The following is a 14,076-nucleotide window of genomic DNA, read 5'->3' on the forward strand; positions in this document are numbered from 1 at the left end:
GTGCGGGCCTTCCGCGTTCCGGCGTGCGGCGCCCGGCCGGTGCCGGGCACCGGCCGGGCGGGTGCTCAGTGGAAGAAGTGCCTGGTCCCGGTCAGGTACATCGTCACGCCGGCCTCGGTCGCGGCGGCCACGACCTCCTCGTCGCGGATCGAACCACCGGGCTGGACGACGGCCTTGATGCCACCGCCGATCAGGATCTGCAGGCCGTCCGCGAACGGGAAGAACGCGTCCGAGGCGGCGTACGAGCCCTTGGCGCGCTCGCCGGCCCGCTCGACCGCGAGCCTGGCCGAGTCCACCCGGTTGACCTGGCCCATGCCGACGCCGACCGAGGCGCCGTCCTTGGCCAGCAGGATCGCGTTGGACTTGACGGCCCGGCAGGCCCGCCAGGCGAACGCCAGCTCGGCCAGCTCCTCCGCCGACAGGGCGTCACCGGCGGCCAGCGTCCAGGTCGACGGGTCGTCGCCCTCGGCGTGGATGCGGTCGGTCTCCTGCAGCAGCACGCCGCCGGAGACCGGGCGGACCTCCTGGCGGCCGGCCGGCGCCTCGGGGGCGCGCAGCACCCGGATGTTCTTCTTGCGGGCCAGCACCTCGACCGCGCCGTCCTCGTACGCCGGGGCCACCACGACCTCGGTGAAGATCGGGGCGATCTGCTCGGCCAGCTCCACGGTGACCGGGCGGTTGACCGCGATCACGCCGCCGTACGCGGAGACCGGGTCGCACTCGTGCGCCTTGCGGTGCGCCTCGGCCACGTCCGCGCCGGTCGCGATGCCGCACGGGTTGGCGTGCTTGATGATCGCGACGGCCGGCTCGGCGTGGTCGTAGGCGGCGCGGCGGGCGGCGTCGGTGTCGACGTAGTTGTTGTACGACATCTCCTTGCCGTGCAGCTGCTCGGCGCCGGCCAGGCCGCCGGTGCCGTCGCTGTACAGCGCGGCGCCCTGGTGCGGGTTCTCGCCGTAGCGGAGCACGTTCTGGCGCTCCCAGGTGGCGCCCAGGAACTCGGGGAAGGCGGCGTCGCTCGGCGCGTAGCCGGCCTCGAACCAGGAGGCGACCGCGACGTCGTAGGCGGCGGTGTGCGCGAACGCGGCACCGGCCAGGCGCTTGCGGGTGGCCAGGTCGAAACCGCCGCCGGCCACGGCGGCCAGCACGTCGGTGTAGCGGGCCGGGTCGACCACGACGGCCACCGACGGGTGGTTCTTGGCGGCGGCGCGCACCATGCTCGGGCCGCCGATGTCGATCTGCTCGACGCACTCGTCGGGGGTGGCGCCCGAGGCGACGGTGGCCTTGAACGGGTAGAGGTTCACCACGACCAGGTCGAAGGGCTCGACACCCAGCTCGGCGAGCTGCGCGCGGTGCGACTCCAGCCGCAGGTCGGCGAGGATGCCGGCGTGCACGCGGGGGTGCAGCGTCTTCACGCGCCCGTCGAGGCACTCGGGGAACCCGGTGAGTTCGGAGACCTCGGTCACCGGGACGCCCGCGGCGGCGATCCGGCCGGCGGTCGAGCCGGTCGAGACCAGCTCGACCCCGGCGGCGTGCAGGCCCTGGGCCAGCTCCTCCAGGCCGGTCTTGTCGTAGACGCTGACCAGGGCGCGGCGAATCGGGCGGACGTCTTCGGAGACAAGCGGCGTGGTGCTGGCGGCGGCGCTCATGCCGGGATCCATACCTTTCGGTCTTCAATACGGTGGCCTTCGCGGGCCAGCCGGCCCACGACCTCGACGAGCAACTGGCGCTCGACAGTCTTGATGCGCTCGTGCAGCGCGTCGCCGCCATCGGCGTGGTCGGCGTCGGTGACCTCCACGACGCCCTGCGCGATGATCGGCCCGGTGTCCACCCCGGCGTCGACCAGGTGGACGGTGCAGCCGGTGACCTTCACGCCGTACGCGAGCGCGTCGGTGACGCCGTGGGCGCCGGGGAAGGCGGGCAGCAGGGCGGGGTGGGTGTTGACGATCCGGCCGGCGAAGGCGGCGATGAACTCCGGGCCGAGGATCTTCATGAAGCCGGCGGTGACCACCAGGTCGGGCCGGTGCTCCGCGACGGCCTCGGTGAGGGCGCGGTCCCAGCCGTCCCGGGCGGGGAAGTCCTTGACCCGGTGGACGAAGGTCGGCAGGCCGGCGCGCTCGGCGCGTTCCAGGCCCGCGATGCCGTCCCGGTCCGCGCCGACGGCGAGGATGCTCGCGCCGTACGCGGGGTCGGCGGCCGCGTCGATCAGGGCCTGCAGGTTGGTGCCGGAACCGGAGACCAGGACCACCAGACGGGCGGGGCCGGGCGTACGGGGCGGGAACACTTGGGCGGAGGCCACTGCGACATTCTCCGTAGCTTCGGGGCGCCGCCCGCTGGTACGTCCACCGGTGGTGGGGCCACTACGAACGGCAGGTCGAGCGGGTCGGAACGGCGGAATTCCCGCTGCGCTGCGGGCTCCGGGAACCGATGGGGATTGCTGACCGTCACCACGATAACGGCTGCTCCGGCGGGTCCTGAACCGGCCCGATACCGCTACGCGCGTAGCTGAGACCGGGATCTCGCCGCACCCGCGACGGCAGGCCGCCGCGGGCCGCCCGGACGCCTGCGGGATCATTGGAGGCGGGCAGGCAGGCCCCACCGACCGAGAAGGATTGGCTGACACCATGAGCAGCGGCGACAACACCGGCGAGCGCAACCCCTTCGCGCCGCCGCCGGCGGACGCTCCGGACCAGCCGTGGCAGCCGCGTACGCCGCCGCCCCCGGCCGGCGGCAAGCCCGACGCCCCCGAGGCGCCCGAGGGCGAGGAGCAGCACCCCCAGGTGCCGCCGCCGCACCCGTGGAGCCCCGGCTACCAGGGCCCCTGGCACCCGCAGCCGGCGCCCCAGCAGCCGAAGCCCGACCCCAACGACCCGGTCCAGCGGCGCGCCCGCAACGCCCTGATGGCCGGCATGGCCTCGCTGGTCTGCTCCCTCGCCGCGATCCACTACGTGGCGCTGTTCCTCGGCGCGCTCGCCGTCTACTGGGCGGTCGGCGCCCTGCGCGGCACCCCGAAGCCGCCCGCCCCGACCGATGCCCCCGCCGCGCCGGCCCGCCCCGGCTTCGGCCCGACCCTCGGCCCGGCGCACGGCCCGACCGGCAGCCCGCAGAGCCCGGCGGCCCTCGGCGGCCTGTTCACCGGCGCGGTCGCCGTGATGGTGACCCTCTGCTCGATCGGCCTCGGCCTGTACTACGCGGACTACGGCACCTGCGTGAAGGACGCCCTCACCGCGACCGCCGAGCAGAACTGCAGCGACCTCGCGCCGAAGTGGTACGTCAACCTGGTCAACCCCAGCAAGTAGGGACGGACGGGGTACCCCGGACGGGCGAGCCGGCCCGCCGGGGGCCGGACGTGCAGGCCCCGGATGTGCAGGCCCCGGACGGGCGGGCCCCGGACGTGGAGGCTCCGGACGGACGGGCCCCCGGGACCGGGCTACGGCCGGGCCCGCGGGCCGCACCGCAGCACCAGTCCGTACGCCGCCGCCCGGGCCCGGGCGGCCAGCACGCCCGGCGCCGCCGCCGACCCGGCCGGCGAACCGGCCCCCGAACCGGCCCCCGACGCCGCATCTGCCATCGGCCACCGGGGGCCGAGGGGGCGCCGGGGCCCGTCCGGCGCCCAGGCCCGGGAGAGTCCCGCCCAGGCGGATGGGGCCCACCGCAGCCGGGGGGACGGGAGCCCTTCACTTCCGGCCCCGGCCTCGGGGAGGCCCGCCGCCGCCTGGCCGCGCACCAGCCAGGCCCGGACCAGCAAGGCCCCGGGCACCCCCACCCCGGCGAACCAGCCGGCCGCCGCCGTCCCCGTGCGCCACGGGACGGGGCCCAGCTGGGCCATCCGCCCCGTTCCCAGCGCGCCGCCGGCCAGCCAGCCGCACACCGCCACCACCACCGCCACCACCAGGGCGGCCGCCAGGGCCACGGCCGCCGTCGCCACCGGGTGCCAGACGGCCGCGAGGGCCGGCCCGGTGACGCGGCCACCGTCCCCGTCCTCCCCCGGCTCCTCGCCCTCGCCGTCCTCGTCGACGCCCCCCGCGGACTCATCGGCTTCGTCCGGCCCCCCGATGTCCTCCCCGCCCCACGGCGGGAGTCCCGCCGGCCCGCCCCGGCCCGCCGCCGCCCGGCCCAGCAGCACGGCCGGCGTCAGCCCGGCGAGCAGCGGCAGCAGGCAGACCAGCCAACGCCATCCCCCCTCCCCCGAGGTGGGCAGCAGCTCGAACAGCGGAACGGCCGGCACCGGTCCGAGCAGCGCCCCGGACGGCGCGACCACCGCCCCCGTACCGACCACGAATCCCGGCCCCAGCGCGTAGGCGGCGCCCCAGACCACGGCGTTCGGCAGCAGCACCACGCAGAGCAGCAGCAGCCCGAGCACCCCCGCCACCCCGCCACCGGCCGGCGGCACCGGCCGGCCGCCCACCAGGCCGTCGAGCACCGCCGCGGTGGCGACCAGCAGCGCGCCCGCCGCGACCAGCCCCAGAACCCCGGCCAGGGCCGCCCGCCGGACGGCGGCCGCCGCCGCCACGCGCGCCGCCGGCCAGGCCCAGGACGGCACCCGCCCCGGCACGGGGCGCCCGTGCCCCCGGGCCCCGCCGTACGGCCGGGCCGAGCGGACACCAGCCCCGACCGCCAGCCACACCAGCAGCGCCGCCGCCAGTACGTCCGGCAGCACCCTGGCCCTGAACGCCGCCCCGGCGGCCCCGGCCGCGCCGACCGTCTCCCCGCTCGCGCTCAGCAGGGCCACGCCCGTCACCACCATCAGGTACCCGGCGCCCACCGCCACCGCCCCGCCCCGGCCGCCACCGCCGTGCGCCGCCGGACGCGCCGCCGGCCCACCGCCGGCGACGCGGCGACCGGTCCGGCCGGGGCCGGCCGCCCGCCGGCCCGCGCGGTGCAGCTGCCAGGCGGTCAGCACCGTGAGGAGCAGCGGCGTGACGGTGACCGGCGCCCCCGACCCGCCCCGGCCGAGCGGGCCGCCGTGCCCGAGCAGCCAGACGGTGCCCGCCAGCCGGGCGGCCCCGCTCGCCGTGTCGTCCGCGTACGGGGTGACCACCCAGAGGCCGAGAATCGGGACCGCCACCGCCGCGAGGCCCAGCAGTGCCGTCCGCACCCCCGCGAGCAGGTCGGCCAGCACCGAGCGGGAGCTCAGCTCGCTTGGCAGATCCAGGATCGGACGGCCCATCAGCTGCGTCATGCGCCTCATGGTGCCAAGGCGACTCGCCCTGCCCCGTGAAGAGGCAAACCGTCGCCGTGTCCCAGATTATTGGCTTATGCGCATTTTCAGACCTCGTCACCAAGCCGTCGTCGCCACCCCGGCCCGGAGGGTCTGATGACCACGCCGCCCACGGCCGAGCGCCCCGCCGAGCGCGCCTCCGAGAACGCCGTCGAGCAGGCGCCAGCGGCCAAGGGCCGCCGCGCCAGGCGCAACGCCGGCCGGGCCCGGCCCCAGCCGGACCCGGCGCGGCTGCTCGGGCTGCTGACACCGCGTGAGGCGCAGGTCCTGGCCCGCCTCGCCGCGGGGGACGACGCCGCACAGCTGGCGGCCGCCCTCGGCATCGCCCCCGCCACGGCCCGCACCCACCTGCACCGGACCATGCGCAAGATCGGTGCCCGCTCCCCCGCGGAGGCCGCCGCCACCGCGGCCGCCCTGCTCGGCGTCCCGGACGCGGGCCCGGCCTCGGCGCCGAAGGCGAGCCCCAAGGCGAGCCCGAACGCGGACCGCGGCGTCGGCGCGTCGTCCGCTCCGGCCGGAAACACCGCAGGTGAGGCCGTCTCCGGTGACACCGCGACGGCCCCGCGGCGAACCGGGACGACGGCGTGCCGGCCCGCGGCCGGCGGGCCGACGGACGGGCAGGTGACGGGCGGCTCGGTGACGGACCGCCCGGTGGAGGAGGGGTCGAGGGGGAAGGGTCCGGCGCAGGAGGAGCCGGGCCGGGAAGGACCGGCGAAGGACGAGACGGCCGCAGTCGCCGTCACGAAGGCGGGACCACCGGGTGCCGGGCGCCCGAGTGCCGAGCGCCCGGCAGCCGGCGCCCCGGGCACCGTCGACGCGCGGCCCGGGACCCCGAAAGCAGCAACCCGGGAGCGCGGAACCCCGAACGCCGGCGCCCCCGGAGCCGGCAACCCGAAGGCCGGAACCCCCAAGGCCGGAACCCCGAAGGCCGGAACCCCGAAGGCCGGCCCGGCCGCCCCCGCGGCGACCGGCGGACCCGCGGCGGGCCGGTCCGCGGGCCCGTCCAAGCCCGTTCGGCCGAACGCCACCCCGTCCGGGCCCACCGGGCCGGACGCCGCCCGGCCGGCCGGTGCCGCCGGTGCCGCCGCCCCCGCCGGGCGGACCTCCGCCGCCCGCTCCCCCGTCCGGCCCCCGGCCGGCGGGGCCGGTCCGGGCTTCGAGGAGCTCTACGAGTCCGCGCACACCCGGCTGGTCCAGCAGGTCTTCCTGCTCACCGGTGCCCGCCGCCACACCCTGCACTGCGTGCACCTCGCGTTCGGCGCCGCGCTGCGGGTCTGGCCCGAGGTGTCGGCGCTGCCCGACCCGGAGGCGTGGGTCCGGGCCCGGGCCTGCGAGGCCGCGCTCTCCCCCTGGCACCGTGCCGGGCGGCGCCGGGCGGCGGCCGTGCGGCGGCCGTGGCGCCGACAGGCCGTCCGGCCCGCCGACGAGAGCCAGGCCGTCCTGCCGGACCACGACCGCCTGTCGGACCAGGACCGGGCCCTGCTCAAGGCGCTGCGGCGGCTCTCCCGGCCTCAGCGCCGGGCGCTGGTGCTGCACGACGGGATCGGGCTGCCGGCCGCGGCGGTGGCCGTGGAGGTGGAGTCGAGCACGGCCGCGGCCGAGGGCCGGGTGCTGGCCGCCCGGGTGGCACTGGCGGCGGCGCTGCCCGAGCTGGTCGGGGCGGACCCGGCCGACCCGGGCTTCGGCGACCGGCTCAGCGCCCTGCTGTACCGGGCGGGCGTCCGCGGCTGCCCGGAGCCGCACCGGCCGCCCGTCCCCGCGCTGAGCGCCCGGCACCGGCTCCGGACGGCCGGCCGGACCGGCGGCGCGGCGCTGGTCACCCTGGCGATGGCGACCGCCGTGGGGACCACCCTGTTCGGCGCGGGGCCGGGTGAGCTGTTCAAGCCGTCGCCGCCGGTGCCGCACCCGGTCTGCACCAACGCGCAGAACGGCAGTGCCGGACCGGCCGCGCCGGGCGGGGTGCCGCCGGGCCTGCGGACCGCCTGGTGCAGTTTCGCGCCGGGGCGGGCCGCGGTGCTCGGCCCCCCGCCGCTGCCGGCGCTCTCGCTCTGGGGGCCGGTGGGTACGGCCGCCCGGGGTTCGACGGACGCGGCCGGGCCGCCGGGGCCGGACGGGGCGGCGGCCGCCCGGTGCACGGTGCTGACCCCCCGTCCGTGCGCGGCGCGCCCGCAGTCGGTGCCGCCGCTGCCGGCGCCGTTCCGGGCGGCCGGGACGCGGTGACCCGGCCGCCGCACCCAGGACGCCGGGGCCGGGCCGCCGTGACCCTGCCGCGGCCCCGGACGCCGGGGCGCCGGCCCGGACGACCGGGGAAAGACGTGAGGGCGCCCCTCGCCGGACCGGTGGTCCGGGGAGGGGCGCCCTCACGGGCGGGGCGGCCGGGGCCGCCGCGCCCGATCGGCCTGTCTGCCGACCGGCTGGGTCAGCCGATCAGCTCGCGCGCCAGGCGGGCGGTCTCGGACGGCGTCTTGCCGACCTTGACACCGGCGGCCTCAAGGGCCTCCTTCTTCGCCTGGGCGGTGCCCGAGGAGCCGGAGACGATGGCGCCGGCGTGGCCCATGGTCTTGCCCTCGGGAGCGGTGAAGCCCGCGACGTAGCCGACGACCGGCTTGGTGACGTGCTCGGCGATGTAGGCCGCGGCACGCTCCTCGGCGTCGCCGCCGATCTCACCGATCATCACGATGATCTCGGTCTGCGGGTCCTCCTGGAACGCCTTCAGGGCGTCGATGTGGGTGGTGCCGATGACGGGGTCGCCACCGATGCCCACGGCCGAGGAGAAGCCGATGTCGCGCAGCTCGTACATGAGCTGGTAGGTCAGGGTGCCGGACTTGGACACCAGGCCGATCTTGCCGGCCTTGGTGATGTCCGCCGGGATGATGCCGGCGTTGGACTGTCCGGGGCTGATCAGGCCCGGGCAGTTCGGGCCGATGATCCGGGTCTTGTTGCCCTTGGAGCCGGCGTACGCCCAGAAGGCGGCCGAGTCGTGGACCGGGACACCCTCGGTGATGACGACCGCGAGGCCGATCTCGGCGTCGATCGCCTCGACGACGGCGTCCTTGGTGAACTTCGGCGGCACGAAGATGACCGTGACGTCGGCGCCGGTCTTCTCGATGGCCTCGGCCACGGTGCCGAAGACGGGCACGTCGGTGCCGTCGACGTCAACGGTGGTGCCGGCCTTGCGCGGGTTCACACCGCCGACGATCTGGGTGCCGGAGGCGAGCATGCGGCGGGTGTGCTTCATGCCCTCGGAGCCGGTCATGCCCTGGACGATGACCTTGCTGTCCTTGGTAAGGAAGATAGCCATGATTCAGTCCTCTCCCTTACTTGTTGGCCAGCTCGGCGGCGCGGTCGGCCGCACCGTCCATGGTGTCCACCTGCTCGACGAGCGGGTGGTTGGCGTCGGTCAGGATCTGACGCCCCAGCTCGGCGTTGTTGCCGTCGAGGCGGACGACGAGGGGCTTGGTGACGGCCTCGCCCTTCTCCTCCAGCAGCGCGAGCGCCTGCACGATGCCGTTGGCGACCGCGTCGCACGCGGTGATGCCGCCGAAGACGTTGACGAAGACCGACTTGACGTCGGTGTCGCCCAGGATGATCTCCAGGCCGTTCGCCATCACCTCGGCGGAGGCGCCGCCACCGATGTCGAGGAAGTTGGCGGGCTTGACGCCACCGTGGTTCTCACCGGCGTAGGCGACGACGTCCAGGGTGCTCATGACGAGACCCGCGCCGTTGCCGATGATGCCGACCTCACCGTCGAGCTTGACGTAGTTCAGGCCCTTGGCCTTCGCCGCCGCCTCAAGGGGGTTGGCCGCGGCCTTGTCCTCGAGCTCCTCGTGGTGGGGCTGACGGAACTCGGCGTTCTCGTCCAGCGACACCTTGCCGTCGAGCGCGATGATCTTGCCCTCGCCGGACTTGATCAGCGGGTTGACCTCGACGAGGAGCGCGTCCTCGGCGATGAAGACCTTCCACAGCTTCTGCAGAACGTCGGCGACCTGGTCGGCGACCTCGGCCGGGAACTTCGCGGCCGCGACGATCTCGGCGGCCTTCTCCGGGGTGCAGCCCTCGTTGGCGTCGACCGGGATCTTGGCCAGTGCGTCCGGGTTCTCCTCGGCGACGACCTCGATCTCCACGCCGCCCTCGACGCTGGCCATCGCCAGGAAGGTGCGGTTGGTGCGGTCCAGCAGGAACGAGACGTAGTACTCGTCCTTGATGTCCGCGGTCTGGGCCAGCATCACCTTGTGAACGGTGTGGCCCTTGATGTCCATACCGAGGATCGCCTCGGCCTTGGCGACCGCGTCGGCCGGGTCGGCGGCGAGCTTGACGCCGCCGGCCTTGCCACGGCCACCGACCTTCACCTGAGCCTTGACGACGGCGCGTCCACCGAAGCGCTCGGCGATGGCACGAGCTGCTTCGGGGGTCTCGATGACGTCCCCGTCAAGCACGGGTACACCGTGCTTGGCGAAGAGGTCCCTCGCCTGGTACTCGAACAGGTCCACGTGTGTTCGTCCTTGTTCGTGGTCGCGGATTGTGTCTCTACGAGCGTGCCACGGCAGGATCTTCGCTGCGGGTCGTCGAGGCGGTGCAGGTACGCAGAGATACGGCCTTGCGGCCCACACAGCCACGGGCGCACACGTCAATCAACACGCGCGTCACGTCCGTCTGGCAGGTTATCCCCGTACGACGGGCGTGTTTCGCCCGGGACCGGCACGGGTTTGGTGAGAACCGTCACAACGGCCCCGCCGCGGCGTGTCGGGCGTGCCGCTCACCACGCCCGGCGGCCTCCGGTGAGGTCGGACCCGGTTCACCCGTCCGGGTGAATTTCCGATCCGGCCGCTCAGTTCTGCAGGTCGGGAACGGGCAGCGGGCGCTTCTCGATCGCGGCCGCCATGATCTCCGGGAAGGCGTCCGGCGTGCAGGCGAAGGCGGGTGCCCCCAGGGCGGCCAGCGCGGCCGCGTGCGCGTGGTCGTACGCCGGGGCCCCCTCGTCCGAGAGCGCCAGCAGGGCGATGAACTGGACCCCGGAGGCCTTCATCGCCGCGACCCGCTTGAGCATCTCGTTGCGGATGCCGCCCTCGTAGAGGTCGCTGATCAGCACCACGATCGTCTCCGACGGCCGGGTGATCCGGGACTGGCAGTACGCCAGCGCCCGGTTGATGTCGGTACCGCCGCCGAGCTGAGTCGCGAACAGCACGTCCACCGGATCGCTCAGTTGCTCGGTGAGGTCGACGACCGAGGTGTCGAAGACCACCAGCCGGGTGTCGAGCGTCTTCATCGAGGCCAGCACCGCGCCGAACACCGCCGAATGGACCACCGACGGCGCCATCGAACCGGACTGGTCGATGCACAGGATCACGTCCTTCTTCACCGCCCGCTGCGCCCGGGCGTAGCCGACCAGCCGCTCGGGGACGACCGTGCCGCGCCCGTCCGGGCCGGCCTCGGGCAGGTAGTTCTTGAGGTTGGCGCGGATCGTGCGGTCCCAGTCGATGTCGCGGTGGCGCGGGCGGTTGACCTTCGCGCTGCGGTCCAGCGCCCCGCCGAGGGTGGCCCTCGTCCGGTCGGCCAGCCGGCGCTCCAGGTCCGCGACCACCTTGCCGACCACCGCCCGGGCCGTCTCCCGGGTGGTCTCGGGCAGCGCGTGCTTCAGCGACAGCAGGGTGCCGACCAGGTGGACGTCCGGCTCGACGGCCTCCAGCATCTCGGGCTCCAGCAGCAGGCGCTCCAGCCCCAGCCGGGAGATCGCGTCCTGCTGCATCAGCTGGACGACCGAACTCGGGAAGTACTCGCGGATGTCGCCGAGCCAGCGCGCCACCTGCGGCGCCGACCCGCCCAGTCCGGCGCTGCGCGCACCCGGCCTCGCGCCCTCGCCGGCCTCCCCCCGGTAGAGGGCGGCGAGGGCGCCGTCCATCGCGGCGTCCCGGCCGGAGAGGCGGCAGCCCGTCCCGTCGGCCTCCCCGCCGAGCACCAGCCGCCAGCGGCGCAGCCGCTCGGCGTCCGCCTCGGGGCCGGTGCCGGCGGCGGTGCCGGCGGCCGCAGTGGAGGCGGTGCCACCATCGGCACCGGCGAGCTGGGGCGTGACGGACATCGGGCGCTCCTTCTGACGGACTCTGCTTCTGACGGACTGCTTCTGACGGGCTCTCGTTCTGACGGTCCGGACGCGATCCCGCTCCGGCCGGACCCCGGCTCCCGGGCGCCGGTCCTCGCGCCGCCGGCCCTCCCGGCGAGCGGGGCCTTCCCGGAGCGGGGCGCCCGGCCGGCCCGGGCGCTCCTGGTCGAGGGGCTCCGGCCGGCTCAGGCGCTGCGGCGGTCGGCCTGGCGGGGGATCCGCCGCAGGCCGTCGTCCGGTCGGCCGGGGCCGTCCGGCGGCGGCCCGGCCAGGCCGAGCAGCAGGGCCACGGTGGGCAGCGCGGCGTCCGCGCGCTCCTCGTCGAGGTCCGCCGCCGGGCCGGCCGGCCGCGCCGACGGGGCGCCGAGCGGACCGGCGGCCACCTGCTCGCCGACCGTGCGGCGCACGCCGGCCTCCAGGGCGGAGAACGTCCGGCGGAGCAGCGGCAGCACATCGGTGAAGACCTCGCCGGGCACCCCCGCCAGCCAGCCGTCCAGCAGGCCCAGCAGGCGGGCGTCGTGCAGCAGCAGGGCGCCGCCGCCCGCCAGGAAGCCCTCCACCCAGCCGGCGGCGTCGGCCGGTGCGCTGGCCGTGGAGAGCACCAGGCCCATCCGGCGGCCCGCCTCCGCGGAGTCCAGCCGGCCGTCGTCCAGCAGCAGTCGCACGGCCCGGCCGCGGAGCAGCCCGGGGACGCCGGTCGCGGCGCCGCCGGCCGGTTCGCGGCGGGCCAGCGAGGCGAGGGTGGCGGCCCAGCGGTCGGCGAGCGAGTCGGCGGCCGGCGGGGCGGCGCCGTCACCGGCCCCGTCGCCGACGGCGGCTCCGGCGGCGTTCTCGGTGGCGTTCTCCAGCAGGCCGATCGCCGCGTGCACCGCGTCCACCGAGCGCCGCATCGCCGCCGCGCCCTCGGCGTCCAGGCCGGTGCAGCCGGGCGGCAGACCGACGCAGATCCGCTCGGCCAGCCCCCTGGCCACCGCGTCCAGCGCGGTGCTGTCCGTGCCCCGGACGTCGCCGTAGCGCAGGGCGCGGACCAACGCGGGCAGCGCGGAGGCCAGCTGGGCGACGTCGGTGTCCAGTGCGGCCCGGTCGGCGAGCACCCGCATCACGGCGGGCAGGGCCCGCGACAGGCCCGCCAGCAGGCAGCGCTCCACCAGCCCGGTCAGCGCGCCGAGTTCGCCGGCCCGGGCGGCCGTCTCCACCGCCCTGCCGGTCGCCGCGTCCTCGACCGTGGTGCCCCACTGGGCGGCCTCGACGATCCGGACGGCGAACTCCGGCTCCCAGCGCAGCCGCCAGCTCTCCCGGAAGGTCCCGGTGGAGTTGACCGCGGACCGGCTCGGGGTGCCCCAGTCGACGCCGAGCAGTCGCAGCCGGTGCAGCAGCCGCGAGCGGGCGACGTCGTTCTCCTTGCGGAGGTCGAGGTCCAGCTCGCGGGCCTCGGGCTCCGGCTTGAGCCGCAAGGTCCGCTGGAGCCGGGTGAGGTCCCGCTGGAGCGGCACGGCCGGGGCGGCGTCGGGCACCTCGCCGAGGGCGTCGCCGATCACCAGCCGGTCGTGCACCAGCGCCAGGGCGACGTCCGAGCCGTCGCACATCACCGAGCGGACGGCGTCCAGCGTCTCGGTCAGCCCGGCCAGCGGGCGCCCGCGCATCACCGCGAGCGTGCCGGCCAGCCGGACGGCCTCGATGACGTGCGCGGACGAGACGGGGTGGTCCTCCTGGCGGAGCAGGTCGGCGGCCCGCGTCATCCACCGGGCGAGCGGGTCGCCGTCGGTGCTGAACAGGTGGTGGTACCAGCCGGGCGAGGCGATGCCGGCGCCGTAGCCCGTGTGCTGGGAGAGCCGGCGGTGGGTCCAGGGCACCCAGGTGATCTCGGTGCGGACCTTCTTGGGCAGGGTGGCGAGCAGGGCCCGGTCGTGCGCGACGGTCGGCATCGTGGCCAGCGCCGGGACGTGCCAGGCGCCGCAGACGACGGCGATCCGCCGGTGTCCGGCCCGGCGGGCGGCCCGGATCTGCTGGCGCATGTACGCCTCGCGCAGCTCGTCGCGCCGCCCGGCGCCGCCGTCCTCGCGCAGCGCGGTCATCGCCTCGGCGACCGCGGTGAAGGGCGCGAGCGCGTCCGCGCCGGGCGCCCGGTGCTCGACCACGTCCTCCCACCAGCGCTCGGCGTCGTCGTGGCCGGCCGCCGCGGCCAGCGCGCCGATCGGGTCGCCGTTCGCCGGCCCGCCGTCCGGGAGCCCGCCGTCCAGGAGCCCGCCGTCCGGGAGGTGGCCGTCCGGACCGCCGTCCCGCGGACCGCCGCCGTCGCCCGGGCCGTCGCCGTCCGGGAGGGCCGGGCCCGGGCGGCCGTCCGGAGAAGTGCCCCCCGGCACTCCCCCTGACGGCTCGGACGGGCCCCGGTGCCCGGTCGGTTCCGCGGCGAGGCCGTACGCCGCGGGCAGGTCGACGAACCGGACCGGGACGTCGGCGTCGAGGGCGTACCGGACCGCGACCCACTCCGGGGAGAAGACGGCGAAGGGCCAGAAGGCCGCCCTGGCCGGGTCGTCCACCGCGTGGGCCAGCAGGGCGACCGGCGGGACCATCTCCTTCTCGGCGGCCAGGCCGATGATCGGATCGGCCTCCGGCGGGCCCTCGACCAGCACCACGTCCGGCCGCAGCTGCTCCAGCGCGGCGGCCACCGCGCGCGCCGAGCCGGGGCCGTGGTGCCGGACGCCGAGCAGCGTCACCTCTGCGCTCATCGCGCCTCCTCTCCTCGAAGACCGTCGGTCGG

The 14,076-nt window shown here is 76.3% G+C and carries 9 protein-coding genes; 2 read left to right on the forward strand and 7 right to left on the reverse strand.

What is annotated here, in order from left to right:
- Positions 1–65 precede the first annotated feature (65 nt).
- Entirely contained in the window at positions 66–1,646 is a 1,581-nt protein-coding gene (purH, locus tag J2S46_RS16680) for a bifunctional phosphoribosylaminoimidazolecarboxamide formyltransferase/IMP cyclohydrolase (protein ID WP_191289700.1), read from the reverse strand.
- Positions 1,643–2,296, reverse strand: a complete 654-nt coding sequence (purN, locus tag J2S46_RS16685; RefSeq protein ID WP_229912646.1) for a phosphoribosylglycinamide formyltransferase — start codon at positions 2,294–2,296, stop codon at positions 1,643–1,645. The genes purH and purN overlap by 4 nt, the downstream gene beginning before the upstream one ends.
- Positions 2,297–2,621: 325 nt before the next feature.
- Here purN and J2S46_RS16690 point away from each other — a divergent pair, with 325 nt between their 5' ends.
- A complete protein-coding gene (locus J2S46_RS16690; RefSeq protein WP_191289699.1) occupies positions 2,622–3,296 on the forward strand; it encodes a hypothetical protein in 675 nt (224 codons plus the stop codon).
- Positions 3,297–3,427: 131 nt separating this feature from the next.
- On the opposite strand, the gene J2S46_RS16695 is transcribed toward J2S46_RS16690, so the two are convergent.
- Positions 3,428–5,179: a cell division protein PerM gene (locus J2S46_RS16695; protein WP_191289698.1), complete on the reverse strand. Its 1,752-nt coding sequence runs from the start codon at positions 5,177–5,179 to the stop codon at positions 3,428–3,430.
- Positions 5,180–5,314: 135 nt separating this feature from the next.
- Between J2S46_RS16695 and J2S46_RS16700 the strand changes: the two genes are divergently transcribed.
- Positions 5,315–7,438, forward strand: a complete 2,124-nt coding sequence (locus J2S46_RS16700) for a LuxR C-terminal-related transcriptional regulator (RefSeq protein WP_191289697.1) — start codon at positions 5,315–5,317, stop codon at positions 7,436–7,438.
- Positions 7,439–7,637: 199 nt separating this feature from the next.
- Here J2S46_RS16700 and sucD read toward each other — a convergent pair whose 3' ends face one another.
- The 4 genes from sucD to J2S46_RS16720 all read right to left on the reverse strand — a co-directional run bounded on the left by sucD (position 7,638) and on the right by J2S46_RS16720 (position 14,044).
- Positions 7,638–8,519: a succinate--CoA ligase subunit alpha gene (sucD, locus tag J2S46_RS16705; RefSeq protein WP_190210817.1), complete on the reverse strand. Its 882-nt coding sequence runs from the start codon at positions 8,517–8,519 to the stop codon at positions 7,638–7,640.
- Positions 8,520–8,535: 16 nt separating this feature from the next.
- A complete protein-coding gene (sucC, locus tag J2S46_RS16710; RefSeq protein ID WP_073924243.1) occupies positions 8,536–9,708 on the reverse strand; it encodes an ADP-forming succinate--CoA ligase subunit beta in 1,173 nt (390 codons plus the stop codon).
- Between the two features lie 338 nt (positions 9,709–10,046).
- Positions 10,047–11,294, reverse strand: coding sequence for a VWA domain-containing protein (locus J2S46_RS16715; RefSeq protein ID WP_191289696.1), 1,248 nt, complete (start codon positions 11,292–11,294; stop codon positions 10,047–10,049).
- A gap of 206 nt (positions 11,295–11,500) precedes the next feature.
- Complete coding sequence (locus J2S46_RS16720) at positions 11,501–14,044, reverse strand: DUF5682 family protein (RefSeq protein ID WP_229912645.1); 2,544 nt, start codon at positions 14,042–14,044, stop codon at positions 11,501–11,503.
- Between the last annotated feature and the right edge of the window lie 32 nt (positions 14,045–14,076).

It is taken from the genome of Kitasatospora herbaricolor (genome assembly GCF_030813695.1).
Classification (GTDB): domain Bacteria; phylum Actinomycetota; class Actinomycetes; order Streptomycetales; family Streptomycetaceae; genus Kitasatospora; species Kitasatospora herbaricolor.